Annotated in this window: 17 protein-coding genes; 6 read left to right on the top strand and 11 right to left on the bottom strand. The window is 66.9% G+C overall.

The window, feature by feature from the left end; all coding sequences use genetic code 11:
* Positions 1 to 37 precede the first annotated feature (37 nt).
* A complete protein-coding gene (locus LPA45_RS12340; protein WP_116320910.1) occupies positions 38 to 814 on the top strand; it encodes a PP2C family serine/threonine-protein phosphatase in 777 nt (258 codons plus the stop codon).
* A 25-nt stretch (positions 815 to 839) separates the two neighbouring features.
* Here LPA45_RS12340 and LPA45_RS12345 read toward each other — a convergent pair whose 3' ends face one another.
* The 10 genes from LPA45_RS12345 to LPA45_RS12390 all read right to left on the bottom strand — a co-directional run bounded on the left by LPA45_RS12345 (position 840) and on the right by LPA45_RS12390 (position 14,069).
* The gene (locus LPA45_RS12345) at positions 840 to 2,168 is read right to left on the bottom strand and encodes a sigma-54-dependent Fis family transcriptional regulator (protein ID WP_317924176.1); all 1,329 of its coding nucleotides are present in this window, start codon (positions 2,166 to 2,168) and stop codon (positions 840 to 842) included.
* The gene (locus tag LPA45_RS12350; RefSeq protein WP_317924174.1) at positions 2,165 to 5,218 is read right to left on the bottom strand and encodes a peptidase domain-containing ABC transporter; all 3,054 of its coding nucleotides are present in this window, start codon (positions 5,216 to 5,218) and stop codon (positions 2,165 to 2,167) included. The genes LPA45_RS12345 and LPA45_RS12350 overlap by 4 nt, the downstream gene beginning before the upstream one ends.
* A 73-nt stretch (positions 5,219 to 5,291) precedes the next feature.
* A complete protein-coding gene (locus LPA45_RS12355; RefSeq protein ID WP_317924173.1) occupies positions 5,292 to 6,044 on the bottom strand; it encodes a peptidylprolyl isomerase in 753 nt (250 codons plus the stop codon).
* Between the two features lie 83 nt (positions 6,045 to 6,127).
* On the bottom strand, positions 6,128 to 7,507 hold the full coding sequence (locus tag LPA45_RS12360) for an HlyD family efflux transporter periplasmic adaptor subunit (protein WP_317924172.1): 1,380 nt from the start codon (positions 7,505 to 7,507) through the stop codon (positions 6,128 to 6,130).
* Entirely contained in the window at positions 7,504 to 10,116 is a 2,613-nt protein-coding gene (locus tag LPA45_RS12365; RefSeq protein WP_317924171.1) for an FHA domain-containing protein, read from the bottom strand. The genes LPA45_RS12360 and LPA45_RS12365 overlap by 4 nt, the downstream gene beginning before the upstream one ends.
* 259 nt (positions 10,117 to 10,375) lie before the next feature.
* Positions 10,376 to 11,803: an efflux transporter outer membrane subunit gene (locus LPA45_RS12370; RefSeq protein WP_116320904.1), complete on the bottom strand. Its 1,428-nt coding sequence runs from the start codon at positions 11,801 to 11,803 to the stop codon at positions 10,376 to 10,378.
* 224 nt (positions 11,804 to 12,027) lie between these two features.
* Positions 12,028 to 12,291: a hypothetical protein gene (locus LPA45_RS12375; protein ID WP_116320903.1), complete on the bottom strand. Its 264-nt coding sequence runs from the start codon at positions 12,289 to 12,291 to the stop codon at positions 12,028 to 12,030.
* A 59-nt stretch (positions 12,292 to 12,350) separates the two neighbouring features.
* Positions 12,351 to 12,620: a hypothetical protein gene (locus LPA45_RS12380; protein ID WP_063241792.1), complete on the bottom strand. Its 270-nt coding sequence runs from the start codon at positions 12,618 to 12,620 to the stop codon at positions 12,351 to 12,353.
* A gap of 549 nt (positions 12,621 to 13,169) precedes the next feature.
* On the bottom strand, positions 13,170 to 13,598 hold the full coding sequence (locus LPA45_RS12385; RefSeq protein WP_116320902.1) for a DUF4399 domain-containing protein: 429 nt from the start codon (positions 13,596 to 13,598) through the stop codon (positions 13,170 to 13,172).
* A gap of 45 nt (positions 13,599 to 13,643) precedes the next feature.
* Positions 13,644 to 14,069 (bottom strand): DUF4399 domain-containing protein, encoded by a 426-nt coding sequence (locus tag LPA45_RS12390; RefSeq protein WP_116320901.1) that lies wholly within the window; start codon positions 14,067 to 14,069, stop codon positions 13,644 to 13,646.
* An 832-nt stretch (positions 14,070 to 14,901) separates the two neighbouring features.
* On the opposite strand from LPA45_RS12390, the gene LPA45_RS34220 reads away from it, so the two are divergent.
* The gene (locus tag LPA45_RS34220; protein WP_376790646.1) at positions 14,902 to 15,552 is read left to right on the top strand and encodes a formylglycine-generating enzyme family protein; all 651 of its coding nucleotides are present in this window, start codon (positions 14,902 to 14,904) and stop codon (positions 15,550 to 15,552) included.
* Positions 15,553 to 15,645: 93 nt separating this feature from the next.
* On the opposite strand, the gene LPA45_RS12400 is transcribed toward LPA45_RS34220, so the two are convergent.
* Positions 15,646 to 17,727, bottom strand: a complete 2,082-nt coding sequence (locus LPA45_RS12400) for a serine/threonine protein kinase (protein WP_116320899.1) — start codon at positions 17,725 to 17,727, stop codon at positions 15,646 to 15,648.
* 428 nt (positions 17,728 to 18,155) lie between these two features.
* Here LPA45_RS12400 and LPA45_RS12405 point away from each other — a divergent pair, with 428 nt between their 5' ends.
* From LPA45_RS12405 to LPA45_RS12420, 4 genes are all read left to right on the top strand, one after another.
* Positions 18,156 to 18,425 carry a hypothetical protein gene (locus tag LPA45_RS12405; RefSeq protein ID WP_116320898.1) on the top strand — a complete coding sequence of 90 codons (270 nt, stop codon included), beginning with the start codon at positions 18,156 to 18,158 and terminating at the stop codon, positions 18,423 to 18,425.
* Positions 18,426 to 18,484: 59 nt separating this feature from the next.
* The gene (locus LPA45_RS12410; protein WP_116320897.1) at positions 18,485 to 18,754 is read left to right on the top strand and encodes a hypothetical protein; all 270 of its coding nucleotides are present in this window, start codon (positions 18,485 to 18,487) and stop codon (positions 18,752 to 18,754) included.
* A 91-nt stretch (positions 18,755 to 18,845) separates the two neighbouring features.
* Entirely contained in the window at positions 18,846 to 19,118 is a 273-nt protein-coding gene (locus LPA45_RS12415; RefSeq protein ID WP_116320896.1) for a hypothetical protein, read from the top strand.
* A 115-nt stretch (positions 19,119 to 19,233) separates the two neighbouring features.
* Positions 19,234 to 19,476: a hypothetical protein gene (locus LPA45_RS12420; RefSeq protein ID WP_116320895.1), complete on the top strand. Its 243-nt coding sequence runs from the start codon at positions 19,234 to 19,236 to the stop codon at positions 19,474 to 19,476.
* The last annotated feature ends 411 nt before the right edge of the window (positions 19,477 to 19,887 follow it).

Consider the following 19,887-nt stretch of genomic DNA (forward strand, 5'->3'; position numbering starts at 1 on the left):
GGCAACAAAGGGGCGCGATGCGGAGCGGAGGCTAGATTTGGGTTTCGATTCGCACTTTCAGTGGACCTCGGCGGCCTGCACCGATGTGGGCCGCGTACGCGAACGCAACGAGGATGCGTGCCTGGACCTGCCTGCGCAGCAGTTGTGGGCGGTCGCCGACGGCATGGGAGGACACGCCGTCGGCGACTTTGCCAGCCAGGCCGTGGTCCAGGCGCTGGCCGCGCTGCCGCCGCAGCCGTTGCTGGAAGACCGGATGGAGGCCACGCGTGCGGCGATGCAGGGCGTCAACCTCGCGCTGGTCGATGAAGCCGCGCGGCTGGGCGTGCGCTGCATCGGCAGCACGGTGGTGGTGATGCTGGCCGGCGACCGCCGCTGCGGCTGCCTGTGGGCCGGCGACAGTCGGCTGTACCGGCTGCGCGGCGGCGAGCTGGTGCGGCTGACGCGCGACCACAACCAGGTCGAACGCCTGCTGGCGCGCGGGCTGATCACGCCCGACCAGGCACGCCATCATCCGGCGCAGAACACCATCACGCGCGCGGTCGGCGCAGCGGCGACGCTGATGCCGGAACAGCTGCTGACCGACGTTGCCGATGGCGACATCTTCCTGCTGTGCAGCGACGGATTGAGCAATGAGGTCGACGACCCCGACATCGCCGCGGTGCTGGCGCAACAGGACCCGCCGCAAGCCGCGCAGACGCTGCTGAAGATGGCGCTCGATGCCGGCGGGCGCGACAACATCTCGGTGGTGGTGATCCGCGCTGCCGACCCCTACGGCTCGGACAAAACGCTGGTCAATCCCGAGCTGGACACCTGAGCCCCGCCCCTACCGAGTACCGCCCCTACCCCTTGCTCCCGTCCGCCTGCCGGCTGGCGCGGAAATCCTTGGAGTGGATGCCGTGCTTCTTCAGCAGCATCTGCAGGTGCGAGCGGTTCATGTCGAAGCGCCGCGCCAGCTCGGCCACGGTGCCGCCAACCTCCTGCAGCCCGCGTTCCAGGAAGGCGCGCTCGGCTTCGTCGCTGGCCGCGCGCTTGGCCTCGCTGAGCGACGTCGGCATGGCGATGTCCGCCGCACCTGCCCCCACCGCCCCAACCACCGCCAGCGCCGCCGGCTTGGGCCGGATGTCCTGCGGCAGGTGCGCCAGGTCGGCGGTGTCGCCGGCCAGGCACGAGAGCCGGTACATCAGGTTGCGCAGCTCGCGGATATTGCCCGGGTAGTCGTAGTGCAGCAGGAAATCGCGCAGCCGCGGCGTCAGCCTGACCGGCGCGCGCTTGAGCATGCTGGCGGCCTCGTCGCTGAAGTAGGACACCAGCAGCGGGATCTCGTCATGCCGCTCGCGCAGCGCCGGCAGGCTGACGTGGATGACGCTCAGTCGGTAGAACAGGTCTTCGCGGAAGGTGCCGACCTCGCTCATCTTGCGCAGGTCCTTGTTGGTGGCGGCAACGATGCGCGTGTCGACCGAGATGATCTCGTCCGAGCCCACGCGCTGGATCTCGTGCGCCTCCAGCACGCGCAGCAGCTTGACCTGCCCGGTCAGCGGCAACTCCCCGATCTCGTCCAGGAAGATGGTGCCGGTATGCGCGCTCTCGAACTTGCCTCGCCGGTCGTTGCTGGCGCCGGTGAATGCCCCCTTCTTGTGGCCGAACAGCTCGGATTCGAGCAGGCTGTCGGGAATCGCGCCGCAGTTGACCGAGATGAACGGCTTGTCCGTGCGCGAACCATTGGCGTGGATCACCTTGGCCATCAGTTCCTTGCCGGTGCCGCTCTCGCCGTCGATCAGCACCGGCAGGTCGGTTGGCGCGGCTTTCTCGGCAATTTCCAGCGCTTCGAGCAGCTTGGGGTTGTCGCCAAAGGTGCCCTCGAAGATAAAGCTGCGCTCCATCAGCGCCTGGCGCCGCTCACGCGGCATGCGCTCGACTTCCTGCGCCGGCGGCGCGGCTTCGGCATCGGCCGAGGTTGCCGCCTGCACGAAGCGCTCCTTGTGCGACAGCCCCATTACCTCGTCGCGCAGCGTGGTGGCCTGCTTGAGCAGCTTCTCGATATCGGGCCGGTCTAGCCGGGATGCCCAGCGCAGCGTCGAGCGCAGGATCTCGATCTTCTCGATCAGCCCGGCGAACGACACCGGCGAGGTCACCGAGGCGGGGGTGGCACCCTGGTTGAATAGCTTCATGCTGCGCTCAGTTGCTTCTGCACCAGTTGGAAATACATGCCCTTGCGTTCCAGCAGTTCTTCGTGCCTGCCCTGCTCGACGATCGCGCCTTCATACAGCACCAGGATCTTGTCGGCCTGCATGATGGTACTGAGGCGGTGCGCGATGATGACCGCGGTGCGCCCACGCAGGATCTCCTGCATGTTCGCCAGGATGTTGCTTTCAGATTGCGTATCCAGCGCCGAGGTGGCTTCGTCGAACACCAGCAGCCGCGGGTCGTGGTACAGCGCACGGGCGATGCACAGCCGCTGGATCTGCCCGCCCGACAACCCCATGCCGCGCTCGCCCACCACCTGCTCGTAGCCGAGCGGCAGCTTGCTGATAAAGGCATGGGCGTCGGCCATGCGCGCCACTTCCTCGATGCGGCGGCGGTCGGGACTGTCGTCGCCGCAGGCGATGTTCTCGGCGATCGTGCCGGAGAACAGCAGGTTGGACTGCATCACATAGCCGACCTGCGCGCGGTAGAACGCGGCGTCGATCACGTTGAGGTCATAGCCGTCCACCGACATCGAGCCCTCGGTCGGCTTGTAGAAGCCCACCAGCAGCTTGGCCAGCGTGGTCTTGCCCGAACCGCTGCGCCCGACGATGGCGACCATCTCGCCTGGCCGGATGGTGAAGCTGATGTTCTCCAGCACGTAGGGCGTGTCTTCGCCGCCGTAGCGGAAATACAGGTCCTTCATCACGATCTCGCCCTGCAGGTCGGGCAGCATCACGCGCGACAGCACGTCCTGCGGCTTCTGCTCCGGCTCCAGGTCGAGCACGTCGCCAAGCCGCTCCATCGCCACGCCCGCATCGTTGAGCTGGCTCCACAGGGCGACCAGACCCATCAACGGCGCCAGCACGCTGCCCATGAAGGCGTTGAAAGCGATCAGCTGGCCGATGGTCAGCTCGCGCTCCAGCACCAGCGTCGCGCCCACCCACAGCACCGCGATGGTGGTGGCGGCGTTGAGCAGCTGGCTCACCAGCCCCACCAGGATATGGAACGCCTGCGCCTTGTACTGCGCCTCCAGCGCCTTGGTGTACTTGCGCTCCCAGCGCAGCCGCACCGGGCGCTCGATGCCCATGCCCTTGACGGTCTCGGCGCCGCCCAGCGTTTCCATCAGGTAGGCCTTGGCATCGGTCGACGCGGCAAAGACCTCGCGCGCATAGGTCTTGACCTTCGGCGTCACCACGATCGTCAGCGCCGCGATCGGGATCACGAAGGCAATCAGCAGCAGCGTCAGCTTGACGTTGTAGAGGAACATGATGGTGAAGTAGATAAACACCATCAGCAGGTTCAGCGCCGTGGTCACCGTCGACTCGGTCAGGAAGGCGCGGATGGTCTGGTTCTCCTGGAAGCGCGCGAAGATGTCGCCGGTCTTGCGCTTGGCGAAGAACGAGAGCGGCAGCGACATCGTGTGCTTGAAGAAGTGCGACATCATGGCGAAATCCATGTTGCGCACCATGAAGTTGGCCAGGTACGCGCGGATCGTCGACATCAGCTGTGAGAACACGTTGGCGATGATGAGCCCGGCGATCAGCAGGTGCAGCAGCCCCACGTTCTGGTGCACCACCACACCGTCGAGGATGTTCTGGATGATCAGCGGCGGCACCACGCCCAGCATCTGGATCACGAAGGTGGCCAGGAACAGGTGCGCCAGGATCTTCTTGTACGGCGCCAGGTAGCTGATGAAACGCAGCCACGGCGAGCGCTGCACCGACAGCTGCGTCATGCTCTCGCCCGGCGAGAACAGCAGGCAGGTGCCGCTCCAGCCGCGCTCGAACTCTTCCGCGCTCATCTTGCGGAAGCCGATGGCGGGATCGGCCACCCACACCCAGCGCGACGAGATGCCGTACACCACAACGTAGTGGTAGCCCTCCCAGTGCACGATGAACGGCAGCTCGAAGCCCATCAGCGAGTCGCGCGTGCATTGCACGCCGCGCGTGGTGAAGCCCAGCGACTCGCCCGCACGCGCCAGGCTGTCGAGCGTGGCCCCCTGCGTGGTCACGTTGGCCAGCTCGCGCAGCTTGCCCAGCGTCATCGGGATGCCGTAGTGCCGGCAGATCATCGCCAGGCAGGCCGCGCCGCAGTCCATCTCCTCGGCCTGCTCGACCAGGCCGAAGCGGCGGATCATCTTCTCGCCCAGCTCGGGCTTCGAATGCAGGTCCAGCAGCACCGGGCGCTTGCGCCGCTCGGCCAGCTTCTTCTGCCGATGCAGCTCGCGGTCGAGCGCGCGGATGCGCTCTTCCAGCACCTCGCGCAGGCGCGGGTTGCGCTCAAGGATCAGCTGCACGGTCTTCTCGGGGATGACCAGCAGGCGCACGTCGGTCTCGGCGATGGCCGATGCCAGCTGCTCCTGCCGCATCACGCAGGCGCGCTCGCCGAAGATGTCGCCCTGCCCCAGCGTCGCCAGCGGGAACTCGCTGCCCTCCTCGCTGCGCACCACGCGCACGGTGCCCTGGCGCACCACGTACAGGCGGCGGTCCTCGCGCCCGTCCTGCTTCAGGATCTCCTTGCCCGCTCCCACGCGCTTGACGCCAACGCTGCGCACGGCGTCCGCCAGTTCCTGCTTGTCGAGCTTGCCGCGCAGGTCGAACAACCGCGCGACAAAGCCGCCGGCGGAACTGATCGCGACATAGCTGGTAACAAAGGACAGCGCGGCCGGGTTGCCGGCTACCACCGGTTCGGCCACGCTGCGCGGGATCATCAGCAACTCGGTCTTGCCCGAGGCGCGCACCGACGATTCGTGCCGGTACTCGCGCAGCAGCGCGATATCCGCAAAGACCTCGCCGGCCTTGCGCACGCCCATGCTGATTTCCTTGCCATGCTCTTCGTTGAACACGCGCACGGAGCCCGACTTGACGATAAACAGGCCAGGCGCAGCTTCGCCGGCATTGCAGACCGTGTCGCCAAAGCCAAAGGTCAGCACCTGCGCGGCGTCGGCCAGGCGCGCCAGCTCCTCAGGCGTCAGCACCGACAGGATTTCCACGCTGGCCAGGAAAACGGCCAGCGCGGATCCGCCCTCGGCCATTCCCGAGGCTGTCGGGGCCGTCGGGGCCGTCGGGGCAGTCGGGGCAGTGGCGGCGGCCGATTCGCCAGACTCGCTAGCGGGCTTCGATGACATGTTCCTGCGCCCTGCCCATCAGCCAGCCCTCGCGCAGCAGCCGTCGCACTTCGACCGCGACTTCGCTGTCGAGCGTGGCGGGATGCTTGGCGCGCACCAGGAAGACCTCGAAGAAAGAGCGGTCCGGCGCCGGGAACGGTCCCAGCAGGTCGCCCGGCTCCGCGTTGAACACCTTGGCCTCGATATCGGTCTTGAGCGAGCCGCGCAGCACCTTGCCGATCTCGCCGCCGTGCTCGCGCGTGTCGGCGATCGAATGCTCGCGCGCCATCTCGGCGAAGCTGTCGGGATCGTCCTGCAGGTAAGAGATCAGCTCCTTGGCCTTGCCTTCGCTGTCGACCACGATATGGCTGACCTCGATGCTGTCGAAGCGCGGCGAGTTGAGCGAAAAGTACTCCTGCACCGCACCCTCGCTGCAGACCTGTTCCATCATCCGCTCCTGGTACAGGTTGTCGGTGATGAACGCTTCGAACTCGTCGAGGCTGACGTTCAGCGCGTCGAGGTAGTGGTTCATGTCGGCGGCGCGATGCAGCCCCTGCACGCGGCGGAACTGGTCGGCGCGCTCCTGGATTTCCTCGGGCGTGACCACCATGCCCTGCCGTTTCGCTGCATGCACGGTCAGCTTGTCGCGCACCATCTGCTCGACCAGCCCTTCGAACTGCCCGGTCAGCTTGAGCAGCCGCACGAATTCCTCGACGCCGAGCACCTCGTCGTCGATACGGACAATGCCAGTCATGTCTAGGCTCCTTTGACGGCCCGGTGCGTGCGCACGGGCTTCCAGATCGGGTGTTCCTGTGTTCCCCCGGCTGCTGCCGGCATTTATCCCGCCACCTCGCGGAAGGGGTCGAGCCCCAGGTCGATCAGACGGCGCTCGCGCACCACGATCTCCGCCGTGGCAGTCATGCCATAGCGCAACGGATACTTGCTGTCGGCCACGGTGTAGTAGTCGCGCGCGAGGCGCACCCTGCCTTCGTAGACCGGCTGCTTGTCGGGGCCCGGCTTGGTCGCGGGCGAAATGAATTCGAGCGTGCCTTCCAGGATCCCGTAGCGCTGGTACGGGAATGCGCTGAACTTGAGCTTGACCGGCAGCCCTTCGCGCAGGAAGGCGCGGTCGCGCTCGGCGATGACGATCTTGACCACCGGGCGCGCGTCCTTGGGCGCAATCCCGCCCAGCGGCGAATTGGCCTGCACCTTGTCGCCGCGCTGGGTAGAGGTGACGTCAGTGATCACGCCCGACACCGGCGCCAGGATCAGCAGGAAGTTGTCCTTGTCGATGTTCTCGAAGCGGATGCGCGCGGCCGCGTCGGCCACCAGCCGGGCGGTCTGCACCTGCAGCCGCAGCTTGTCTTCGGTACTGGCGATTTCGCGCATCGCGGCGTCGTACTGCACGCGCAGCCCGGCCAGGTCTTGCCCGCTGCTTTCGAGCAGCGCGCCGGCCTGGGTCATCTCGCGGGCCAGTCGCGCGTCGAGTTCGCTCAGCCGAGACTGCGCCACGCGCAGGTTGTTCTCGGCGTCCTGCGCCGCGGCGCGCTTGGCATCGACCTGCGACTGCGAGACACCGCCACCACCTGGCAGCGCCAGCAGGCGCGCATAGCGGTCCTGTTCCTGGCGCGCGAACTCGCGCGCACGCCGGCTGTTCTCCAGGTTGCTGCGCGCTTCCTGCAGCTGCGCGCGCTGTTCCTCGGCCAGCCGCGTGGTGCCCTGGGCCAGGCGATTCTCGTGCTGGCGCGTGGCCACGTCGATCTGCTGCTTGAGCGCGGCCGCGCGGCGTTCCATCAGCGCCTTCTTCTCCGGGAACTGCTTCCAGTCGCGCTCGGAATCCTCCAGCTTGAGCTGCGCCTCCAGCGCATTGGCGGCGGCCTCGATCGCGCCGCGCGCGTTCAGCCGCGCCAGCACGTCGTCCTTGGACACCGGCTGCCCTTCGGCGACGTACAGGTCGGCCAGCTCGCCGTCGACCGGCGCATAGAAGCGCCGCACTTCCGATTCGGGGGCCAGCGTTCCCTGCGCGGTGACGATGACATCGGCATGGCCGACGAATGACCACACCAGCCCGCACATCACCAGCGCAAACGTAGTGACGATGGTCAGCATGCCCAGCCGCGAAGGCTCGGCGGTCAGCAGGCCGATGCCTTCGGCGCTGTGGTCTTCCAGCGCTTCGGACAACGGCTTCAGGCCAGCCTGGCGGGAATCGTCCTTCATGGTTGCCTCGCTGGCTTTGGCGGCGCGGCGGCCGCGTCTGTAGTGGCGGCATCCGCGGGAACCTTGCCGCTGTCTTCGCCGCCGATCAGCTCAAGCTTGGTCTTGAGTACGGCGGGATCGAGCACGGTGCGCAGCTCTTGCAACGCATGGCGCTGATGGTCGGCCTCGGCACGGATCTCTTCCTCGACCTTGGCCAGCTGCGCCAGGTCGGCACTTTCGCCGGCGCGCAGCTGCGTAAAGATGCGCATGCCCTGGCGCGCGTCTTCCTGCGCCTGCGACAACAGCCGGGCCTGCGCACGGAACTTTGGCGAGATGCCGGGTTCGAGCCGCTGCTCGCTGCCGATCACGCCGTTGCTGCGGTATTGCTTCCACGCGGCGACGGCGCTGCTCATCAGTTCGCGCGCGCGCCGCAGCGCGCTGTCGCGCACGCCGTTGACATCGGCCTCCACCGCCTTGGCGAAGAACTTGTCCTCGTCGGCGTCGAGCATGGCGTAGAAGCCGAGCAGGCGGTCTTCATAACCCTTGCTGCCGCGCGCCGACTGCAGCTCGGCAAACTGCGCCGCCACCTTCTGCTTGTGCGCGAGGTCGCGCGCCACGTCGTCGGCCCAGGCACCGCCGCGGATCTGCCTGATCCCTGCCAGCGCGGTGTTGCTGTCACCCTTCTGCCACGCGCTGGCGGCGCTGGCGTACTGCGTTGCCATCTCCGGCGGCGGCAGCCGCGGTGCCAGTTGCGCGAACTGGGCCCGGAACGGCGGCGTGGCAAAGCGGCTGTCGGCCAGCCGCGCCACCAGCGTGCCGGGGCGGCGGGCGCGCAAGGCCTGCAGCAGCGCAGTATAGCGGTCCAGGTCGCCCTGCACCTGGTCCAGGCCCGACAGGCGCGGATACTTCTCGCGATAGTCGGCGATTACCGGCTGCAGCGCTTCCGGGCGGTCGCGCCCGAGTTCGGTGGCGATGCTGGTGTCGAGCCGCGCAATCGCCGCCAGGTAGACCGACGCATCGTTCTGCAGCCGGCGCACGTCGCTGAGTGCCTCGGCGTAGAGATCGCGGAAGGCCGGCACATCGGCGGCGATGCGCCCAAGCGCGCGCTGGTGCGCGATGGTGTCCTGATTCCAGTGTGCCAGCAACTGCCGGATCGGCGCCTCGTCGGCGTAGAGGCGGACCGGGGCGTCGGCGCCGCGCTGTGCGGCATAGCGTTCGAGCCGGCCGATCCATTCGAGCTCGGCCACCAGCGGCCGGACGTCGGCGTTATGCGTGCCGAGCTTGCGCATCTGCGCGAGCGCGTCATCGGCGCCACCGAAGTCGCCGGCCTTGAGCTTCGTGACCCAGCCAGGCACATAGGCGCGCAGCAGCGCTTCGGTGCCAAGCGCTTGCACCTCGGCATCGTCGGGGTGGCGTGCGAGATAGCTGTCGGCAGCCCTTGCCGCGCCGGCATAGTCGCCCGCCGCGTGCAGCGTCTGCACCGCGCGCTCGTCGGCGCCGTGCCAGTAGAGCGCCACGCCGGCCAGCACCGCCAGCAGCAACAGCGCGCCGCCCCAGCGCGCGGCGCGCCGCACGCGTGCGCCGTCGTCCAGGCCAAAGCTGCGCGCCGCCTCCGCCAGCAGCAGCGCGACGCGCCCGCGCTTGCGCGGCGGATGCGCACCGTCCGGCGCGGCGGTGGCGGCCGCGGCCTGTGCCTCGGCGTCGGCGTTGACTTCGTCTTCCTGGTGCGCGGCGTAGTCGACACAGAAGATGTCGAGGAAGGAATCGGCCGCGCCGACGAAGGTGGTGCGGTCCTCATCATCGCCTGCGTTCGGTTCGGCAGACACGGGCACCGGCACGGCAGGCTCCAGCACCGAACGCGTCGCGGTGGCATCGTCGTCGCCGGCGCGGCTGACCTCGGCCTTGTAGACGAAATGGCTGCCGCCGAACGCGATGCGGTCGCCGTTGTCCAGCGCCACGCCGTGGTCCGCCAGGCGCCTGCCGTTGACGAAGGTGCCGTTGGTGCTGCCCAGGTCCTCCAGGAACGGCACGCCGCCCTTCAGATAAACGTGCGCGTGCCGCCGCGACAGGTAGTTGACCTGCTGCGGATAGTTGTCACGATAGCGCGCAAAGGCATCGTCGGCCTTGCTGATCAGGTATGGGAAACCGTCGACGTGGATTGGCTGCAGGCCGACATCGCTGCGTTCGGGCAACAGCGTCAGCGCCACCCGCGGCGGCTCCGGCTGCGGCGCGCGCGCCGACAGCCGCACGCGGAACGACAGCGCGGGACCGAATGCCACCTCATCGCCATCGCGCAGCTGCGCCGGCTGGCGCGCAACCGCGGCACCGTTCACGCGCGTGCCGTTCTTGCTGCCCAGGTCAGCGACATAGACCGCGCCGTGCTCGGCAAAAATGCGCGCGTGGCGCCGCGACAGCGGCGCGGCCAGGTCTTCGGGATAAGCGGCAAACGGCAGCTCGGTGCGGCCGACCGGGAACAGGTCTTCGTCGATGCGGATCTCGCCCAGGTCCGGCCGCGCGACCGGCGTCAGGAACACATCGAATTCCCGCCCCAGATCCTGGCTCGAGTCCCGAGCGATCCCCTGGGCCATTTTCACCGGCATTTCCATGATCAGTGCTTCGTCAGGAGCCATGTTTCCAGGGAGCCAACAGCGCGGCTGCCGCGGCGGCCGGCCAAGGGGGGTGAAGCGACTAAGAACATAGTAGGCGACGGCTTAGGCTAGTCAATCGGCTGCGGCACGCGCGCAGAAGCGTGTTTTCACGGCGTTGGGCAGGAAAAGAGACAATGGCCGCGCGCATTGCGCAACGCGTTGCGTACGCATGCGTCACGTCGCGATTCAGCGCGCTGCGGGCGCAGCCGGAACCGGCCCGCGCCGCGCGGCAGGGAGCGCACTATTGCGGCTGGCTGGCCGCCGTGTTGCGCACTTCGGCATCGGGCCAGCCGCCGCCAAGCGCCTTGTACAGCGTGACAGTGTCGGCCAGGATCTGTTGGTGGACCGCCAACAGCTGCAGCTGCGCGTTCAGCAGCGAGCGCTCGGTCTCGAACACCTCGAGTTGCGAGACCACGCCTTCCTTGAGTTGCGCCTCGATCTGCGCGGAGACCACGCGCAGCTGATCGACCTGCTGCTGCAGCTCGACGCGCTGCTTCTTGTGCGCATCGACGTTGACCAGTGCGCTCTCCACCTCTTCGAACGCGGTCATCACGGTGCGGCCATATTCGTTTTCCGCCACGCCCACCTGCGCCTCCGTGGTTTTCACGCGGGCGCGCACGCTGGGATCGAGCATGGGCAGGTTGATGCTGGGCATGAAGCCGAAGGTGAAGGACTTGAGCAGGTCGCTCAGCGCAAAGCTGGCGGTGCCGCCGCGCGCGGTCAGGCTGATGGTGGGCAGCTGCGCCAGCCGCGCCTGGCCAACGATGTTGTAGGCCGCCAGCACGCGATATTCGGCCGCGACGATATCGGGACGGCGCGCCAGCAACTGCGACGGCAGGCCAGCCGGCACGCTAGGCGGCTTCACGCGGTCCTGCAGGCGTCCCGCCGGCACCTTGAGGTTGCCCGCGGGCACGCCCACCAGCGTCGCCAGCGCGTTCTCCGCCACATCGCGCGAGCGGCGCAGCTCCAGCAGATCCTTGTTGAGCCGGTTGATTTCGGCCTGCTGCTGCATCACGCGGATTTTTGGCACCAGGCCGTTCTGGTACATGGCCTGGTAGGTGGTGAGGATCTGACCGTTCTTGGCGACGGTGCGCGTCTGCTGCTCGATCTGCTCGTCGAACTGCAGGATCGTGAAGTAAGTGGTCGATACATTGGACACCAGCGTCAGGTAGCCGGCGCGCCAGTCGGCTTCGGTGGCGCGGAACTCAGCCGTCTGCGCCTGCACGCCCTTTTCGACCTTGCCCCAGATATCGATGTCCCAGTTCAGCTGCGCGCCGGCGTTGTAGGTCCAGGTCGACTTCTGCCCGGTGCTTTTCTCGAAGCTTGCACCGGCGCCGATATCGATCACCGGCAGCCCGCCGGCGCGCGCTTCGCCGATCTGGGCATTGGCCACGCGGATGCGCGCGGCCAGCACCTTGATGTCGTAGTTGCCGGCCAGCGCCTGGTCGATCAGCCCGTTCAGGTACGGGTCGTTGAAGCTATGCCACCAGTTGGGCTGCACCGCTTCCCTGGGCGACACCGTGATCGAGTCCTGGCGCGACCATTCGGCCTTGGCCGGCGTTTCCGGGCGCTGGTACACCGGCGGCCGGAAATCGGCGCAGCCGGCCAGCAACGCAGCGCAGGCTGTGGATGCGAGCCAGGCAAGGCGGCGCGAGGCTTGGGTCGGCATGACCCTGGAAGCGGCAGTAAGGGATACGGGCACGGTGCGTTCCTGCGTGCGTGCGCGGCGGGCGGGACGCGCTGGCGTGCCGTGGCCGCGGATGTCTGTCTGTATTGTGGTGCGCGCGGGCGCGCGCTCCAACCCCGATCTGCATCAGGGGCGATCGGGCATGGATGGGCGCATATTGCGCCGCGGGGACGCCCCCGCGGCGCAGCGCCATCTCAACAAGCTTCTCAACGATAGATATTGTTGCTGGCGTTCTGGTTGGTATCCACATGCGAACGGACATGGTCGAGGAAGGCCGAGCCGTTGCCATTCAGGTTGGTGACAGACTGCATCTGCGCGATTTCCTGCGTGGCGGTGATGCTGCTGTCGAGCTTGAGCTTGATCGGGGCGTAGACCGCCGCGAAAGGCATGTAGGCGAGACCGCCGCGCACGGCTTGCATGCGCTTGCTGTCGAGGGTTTCGGTGGCGGCCAGGTCTTTGATGGTCAGCATGATCGTTCTCCGGGTATCGATGTGTGTGCGTGTGTGCGTTGGCAGCTATGGCGTGGGGCTCAGCCGTAGATGTTGTTGGTGGCGTTCTGGTTGGTGTGGACGTTCGACTTGACGTGGTCCAGGAACGCGGAGCCGTTGCCGTTCATGTTGGTGACGGTCTGCATTTGCGCGATTTCCTGCGTGGCGGTGATGCTCTTGTCGATCGACAGCTTCAGCGGCATGTAGGCGGCGACGAACGGGACGTAGGCGAAGCCGCCGCGGACGGCGTGCATGCGCTTCTGGTCCAGGGTGTCGATGGTGGTCAGGTCGTTGATGGTCAGCGTGGTCATGATGGGCTCCTGGTGCGGATGGTGTTGCTTGGGTTGGGTTCGAGCATCGGGTTGGTGTCGCGCTCGGTTGGGATATCGCAGGGAGCGTGCCAGGGGATGGGGTTGGGTGATTGGTGTTTCGTAAACGCTTGAAAATATGGGGGTTTTTTATCGATCCTGGGGTTCCGCTCGGGTCAACGCGGCTTTGTGGCGGGCTGCGGATGATGGGTACTGACCAACAGGTTGGGGCTGGGTGTTGGGTGAGTTGTGACAGGGTGGATTGGTATTCAGAACGCGTTCGCCTGCGCTTGGGAATCTGGCGGTTGGCCTTGCGCCCTGTTCCGCCCTGAAGGGCGCGGGTAAAGGCGGCCACTCTTATCGTACTGTGCGAGGGATTACGCACGGGGCCGCGCTTCCTCACATAGCGGCGCTGCCTGCCGCAGGGGTGCACCACGGTGGCAGGGATGGACAGGCTGGCTGAACGAGCCCAGAAGGTTGGTGGCCCCTGCTATCCGGATCAACGTAAGAACGCCTGCGGCTGCGCTGCGCGCCGGTCCTATGTGAGCCGTTCTACTTCACGTAGATCGTGATCCGCTTCGAATACACCGGCGGGTTGGTAGGAATGTGCTTGTCATCCCCCATGATCAGCTGCAACGTATGCTTTCCCGGCGGCAGCTCCAGCATGGTCTCTGTCTCGCCGGCGCCGAAATGCAGGTGGTTGCGGTCGTTCGGGATTTCCTTGTCCATCGGCGGCAGTTCGACGTCGATCAAGAGGTGGTGGTGCCCGGTGTTCGCGTACTTCACGTCCTTCGGAGCCACCCCCATGTTGCGCAGGCCGAACCACACCTTGAACGGCTTGCCGGCAGGCATCACCTGCCCGTCATTGGGCCAGCCGATGTAGAGATAGGCATTCGGCGGCGCCGGCGTCGATCCGCCCTGGGCCGCGAACGACAACAGCACGCTGGCAGCCAGCGCAGCGGCAGCAAGTAGTCTGGACATAACCCTCTCCCCTGGTGACCGTGCAATGCCACGCCGCGCGCAACGCTAGCGCACGGTGATCGTGATCTTCTTCGAATAGATCGGCGGCTCGAACGGTATGTGCTTGGCGTCGCCCATCAGCAGCTGCAAGGTGTGCTTGCCAGGCGGCAGTTCGATGCGCGCATCCGTCTCGCCCGCCCCGAAATGCAGGTGGTTCCGGTCGTTCGGGATTTCCTTGTCCATCGGCGGCAGTTCGACGTCGATCAACAGGTGGTGATGGCCACAGCGCGGCAGCTCGATGCCCTTGGGACACACGCCCATGTTGCGCAGCCCCATGCGCACCCAGAACTTGCCGCCGCTGATCACGGTGCCGTCGTGTGGCCAGATGATGTAGGCCTCGGCATTGGGCGGAGCCGCCGTCGACAAGGACAGCGATGGCGCGGCGGCAAACAACGCGGCCGCCGCCAGGCGGAACAGGAATCGTCTGGACATGCGCCCTCCCCGGAGATCTGCCCGAAACCCGATCACGTTGTCCCGTCAGCCCATTCTTGTTGCTTGTTGGCCAGCGCTCGGCGATTCGTCATTCAGGTTAGGACGCAAGACCGGAAAATGCGACCCCGGCGAAGCGTGGCGGGATTGCAATGCTTCGCCCGGGACACAGGCGCTGTGCTATCTTGAAGCAAGCCGGTCGAGGTCTCGGCAACACCACAATGCGCCCGCAGGCATGTGCCGGCATGCAATCGGGTTCGCTGCCGTCCGACGAGGTGTGAAGATGTGGCGCAATCTACCAGTCGTGCATCTGGCCGCGATGGCCGGGATTCTCGCCTCCGCTGCACTCTCCGCGGGTGCGGCGTCTGCAGCGCCCGCCGCGGACCCGCTGCTGCTGGCCGGCATCCTGCCCAAGGATACCGACGAGCAATACGAGCTCAGCTTCTGGGAATCGATCAAGAACAGCAACTACGCCGCCGACTATGAGGCTTACCTGAAGCAATACCCCAACGGGCGCTTCGCGGTGCTGGCCAAGGCACGGCTCGAGCGGCTGAAGGCGTCCGCGCCACCCGCCAAGGCGCAGCAGCCGCCGCCCGCAGCTGCGGCGCCGCCCGCACGCCCTGGCACGTCGGCCGGCGGACAGGTCTCGCGGGCGCCGGCTGCTTCGCCGCCCGCCGCACGCCCTGCCACGCCACCGCCAACCGCGGCAGCGCCCAAGGCAGGCACCGCCGCCGGTGGCTCGGTCAGCGTCGCAACCCCGCCACCGCGAGCCGGCGAAATCCGCGATTGCCCGGCCTGTCCGGCGCTGATTGCGCTGCCCGCAGGCAATTTCACCATGGGCAGCAACACCAGCGATCCGGCGGAGAAGCCGCCCCATCACGTCACCATCAGCCAGCCGTTCGCGATCGGCCGCTTTGAAGTCACGGTCGAGCAGTGGAATGCCTGTGTCGACGCAGGCGGCTGCCAGCGCGTGCCGACCGTCGCCGAAAGCGCAAAGAACTCGCCCGTGCGCGATGTCAGCTGGGACGATGCGCAACAGTATGTGGCGTGGCTCAGCAAGACCACTGGCAAGGACTACCGCCTGCCGACCGAATCGGAATGGGAGTACGCGGCGCGCGGCGGCACCGCCAGCGCGTTCTGGTGGGGCGACCAGATGCGCAAGGGCAACGCCAACTGCAAGGATTGCGGCGATCCGTGGAGCAATGATGCACCTGCGCCGGTGGGTTCGTTCGCCGCCAACCCGTGGGGCCTGCATGACGTCAACGGCAGCGTGTGGGAATGGGTGGCCGACTGCTGGCACAGCACGTACAAGGGCGCACCCGCCGACGGGCGCGCATGGAACGAGAACGCCTGCGGTTCGCGCGTGATACGCGGCGGCTCATGGCGTGAAGGGGCCAGCTACATGGTGTCTTCCACGCGCTTCAAGTACAGCCCGAGCGTGCGGCAGTCGCAGAACGGCTTCCGCGTCGCGCGCGACATGAAATAGCGAGTGGATAGCGCGTGAAGTAGCGTGGAATAGCGTGGCCGGGCGCGTGGCAGGGCGCGTGGCGTGAAGCGCAAGTCCGCGCGGGCCGCCCCGTCAGCGTGCGCGCGTCGAGATCTGCACGACCTCCGCGCTGATGCGGTCATTGCCGTAGGTGCGCGCCATCTGCGCCAGCGGCTTCTCCAGCGCGCGCAGGTAGTCCTGCCGCGCTTCCACTTCCGTACGGCGCCCTTCGAACAGCGGCACCGGCGTGGTCAGCAGCACCACCAGCTCGGTGCCGAACGGCGCCGACACGACCCACGCGCCGCCCTCGCCAATCGTTGCCTGATGGCCTGCCGGGGCCTGGTGGGCCGGCACGCGCGTGCTGGGGACCATGTGCGCGACCTTGCCGTCGGCCGCGAAGTAATCGACGTAGACATAGGACTCCTGCGCCGGCGTGCGCAGCTCCAGCACCAGCGGCGTGCCATCGGTCAGCTGCGAGCTCTTGCCGCGCAGCCGCAGCGATGACGCGCCGCCGCCCTCGCGATTGCCGGACCAGTACGGCGCGATCAGTTTGGCGACATCGCACTTGTCGGCGGCAAAGGGCTGGGTTTCGACGGTCACGCCCTTTACGCCGGGCATTGCCGCCAGTTGCTCGCGCAGGCGCGCCGGCCCCACGCTCTCGTCCAGGAAGCCGCGCACGCGCAGCGTATGGGCCTTCTCGCTGACGCTGAGCAGCGAACACGGCACCGCGGCGAGCGCCTTGCTGACGTCGGCCATTGAGAACACGGCCGGGCGCGGCGGAGGTGACACGGGAGGCGGCGCGGGTGTTTCTGCCCGCGTTGGCGCAGGCGGCGTGGCGGGCGCTTCCGCAGGCGATTCGGCGCGTGACTCGGCGCGCGACTCGGCCGGCGGCTCGGCCTGCCGGGAGGCATGCCAGGCGTAATAGCCGATCGCCGACACCCCGGCGAGCACGGCGGCGACACCGCCGAGCATCATCGGCGAGCGCTGCGACGGGGTTGTCGCCGGCACCGCGCTCATGCCGTGCAGGAAGCGCGCGACGGTCGGCGTGCGCGTGGCCCGGTCCAGCGACAGCGACTCGCGCAGCGTTTTCCATTGGGTGCGGCTGAGCTGCGGCGGCTGCAGCGGCTTGACGCCCGCTTCGCGCGCCTGGTTGGCCGACATGCGCTGGTACGGATGCTTGCCTGTAACCAGTTCGTAGGTCACGCAGGCCAGCGCGTAAATGTCATCGCGCGGATCGGGCTCGCGATGCTCGAACATCTCGGGACTCGCATAGGCCGGCGTCATGCCGCCCAGCGAGCCCGGATCGAACACGGTCCGGTCTGACTCGTCCGCCGGCGGCAGGAAGCCCCGCGCGATGCCGAAGTCGATCACCTTGACCTCGCCGCTGTCGGTCAGGAACACATTGGCGGGCTTGAAGTCGCAGTGCACGAAGCCGCGTTCGTGCGCGTAGGCCAGTGCGTTGCCCATGCCATTGATGATGGGCATGGCGCGCGCCATCGGCATGCCGCTGAAACCCGGCGCCTTCAGCACATGGTTGAGCGAATTGCCCGACAGGTATTCCATGGTCAGGAAGACCACCGGCCCGTCGCGGTCAAAGTCGTAAACGGTAACGATGTTCCGGTGCGCCAGCGTCTGGGCCTTGCGCGCTTCGCGCTGCAACGCGATCAGCGACTTGGGATGGCCGCTGAACTGCAGGTTCAGCACCTTGATGGCGATATAGGGCTTGCGGTCAGACGCTTCCAGCTTGCGCAGGTCCAGCGCCTTGTACACCGTGCCCATGCCGCCCACGCCCAGGCACTCCTCCAGCACGAAGCGGCCGTTCAGCGTATCGCCCACGCCCTTGGTATGCGCCGCATTCGGCAGCGTGCCGGCCTCCGGCGAGGTCGCGTAGAGCGAACCGGTATGCGGGCCGCTGGCCATGCGCGTGGATTCAGTGGCGCCCTCGTACTGGGTGGCACTGCGGCGCTCGATGCGCCGCATGACCTCCGCATAGACCGCGGGCGGGAACGGGAAGCGCGTGTTTTCCTCGATCACCACGCGCGCCGCCTGGCTGGGCGAGGTCGGGTCCTGGGCCAATGCCGTCTCGAACGACGCAACGAATTCGTCGTCGGACAGTCCGCCGTTCTGGAACTTTCGGATCAGGTCTTTAAGACTGGCCACGGCTCGCCCTGACATGGTTTTCGGGCAGGGTCGCCCGCGCTCTGTGTGCAGTGCGAAGTTGCCCTGTCTCCGATGGATACTAGTGCGCACCCATGGCATGCGCAATCCGTGCGCTTCCCTTGCGCTGTCGGCACGCAACGCCATGCACGTGCGGATTCAGCGTGCGTCGGCCGCGATCGGCGCCAACTGTCACTGCTGCGCCAACACCAGCGCTTCACGTGTTGGCGCGACACCGCCATTCCTGGCCCCGCTTTTCCGCATGCGGCCCGTGCTGCCAAGCCGACATGCCGGCCAAAAAGCCCTTGTTTTCAGGCATTTACGCGCGGCACGCGAAGCCGGCCGCAGCGCTGGCACGCTCCCTGCGATATCCAACCCGAGCGCGACACCAACCCGATGCTCGAATCCAAACCCAAAGGCAATACCTTCCGCTACCGGAGACCATCATGACCACGCTGACCATCAAGGACCTGTCCTCCGCCGAAACCCTGGACCGCAAGGGCATGCAAGCCGTACGCGGCGGCATGACCTACATGCCGTTCGCCGCGGTGTACATGCCGCTGAAGCTGTCGATCGACAAGAGCATCACCGCCACGCAGGAAATCGCGCAGATGCAGTCTGTCACCAACCTGAACGGCAACGGCTCCGCGTTCCTGGACCACGTCAAGTCGAACGTCCACACGAACCAGAACGCCACCAACAACATCTACGGCTGAGCCCCGCGCCATAGCTGCACACGCACACACGCACACACATCGATACCCGGAGAACGATCATGACCACGCTGACCATCAAAGACCTGTCCGCCGCCGAAACCCTCGACAGCAAGCGCATGCACGCCGTGCGCGGCGGCCTCGCCTACCTGCCCTTCGCCGCTGTCTACGCGCCGATCAAGCTGGCGTTCGACGGCAGCATCGACGCCAAGCAATCGATCGCGCAGATGCAATCCGTCACCAACCTGAACGGCAACGGTTCGGCCTTCCTGGATCACGTCAAGTCGAACGTGCATACCAACCAGAACGCCACCAACAACATCTACGGCTGATCCAGCCACGGCCGCGGCGCGCGGTGGACATATGCAACCTCCGCGCCAGCCGCCCCGCCAAACTCATCGAAATACCTGAAGGAGCACCATCATGTCATCCATCATCGTTCGCGACCTCGCCGTCAGCAAAGACCTCGACCGTGCCTCGCTGCGCGCCGTGCGCGGCGGCAATTCCTGGCTCACCCGCGGTGTCGGCAACGTCGGCCCGCTGGCCAACGTCACCGTCAACGTCAACCAGAACATCGCCCAGTTGCAGAGCATCAATGTCAACACGCTCAACAACAGCTTCGTCGGCCACGGCGTGGGCCCGGTGAAGGTCGACGTCAACCCGTCGCAATGGGCCGGCAACTTTGCCGCAGTCTGAGCGCCTGGGTACGGGGAGCGGCGGCCGGCCCGCGGGTGAGCACCGCGAGCCGGCCGCCTATACTGAAGCGGTCCCGCGGCCGCATGGCCGTGGCGCCGCGTTACCGGAGACAGCCATGGCAGTAATCGTCATCAAGGATTTGTCCGACAGCATGGATCTCGACCGGCAGGCCATGACCGCCATCCTGGGCGGCGGGCGCACTGCCGGCGGCCAGGGATGGCACGGGCTGCGGCGTAGCGGACCGGCGCGCATCGTCGATTACCCGGGCGGCCTGCCCGGCAATCGCCATGTGATGCCACGGGAGGTCCCGCTGGGCCGGTTGCCACGCAAACCGGCAGACAAGGGGACGGGCGGCTAAGCGCGGGCGGTAACGGGTAGAAAGAAACGGTCAAGCAAATGAAAAGCCCGCCAGTCACTGGCGGGCTTGGTTGCGGACGGGCCCGGACCTTCTGGGTCACACGGTCAACAGTTCGGTCATTCTTTGCCAGGCAGGCTTCCCATGATTCCGCCCATGACGCGGACGCCCATCCGGACCACCCGGAGAGTCGCAGGAAGACTGGCGCTTGGGCGCAATGACCGCAATGCTCGCCGCTAGCAGTGGCGCAATGCCGCTGGAGGAGGTCAAAGCGGGAACGTTATCGTCCGCCCCGTGCGGGCATCCTGTGTGCTCGCGCCTCCAGTATAGGCAGGCGCCGCGGCCTTTCAACCCGGCTGGCACGTTCTGCGAGCCCGGGTGGCGGCGGCGATGCATGCAGGTGACGCCCAGCCG

Origin of the sequence: Cupriavidus sp. Agwp_2 (assembly GCF_040784895.1) — a bacterium.
GTDB lineage: Bacteria > Pseudomonadota > Gammaproteobacteria > Burkholderiales > Burkholderiaceae > Cupriavidus.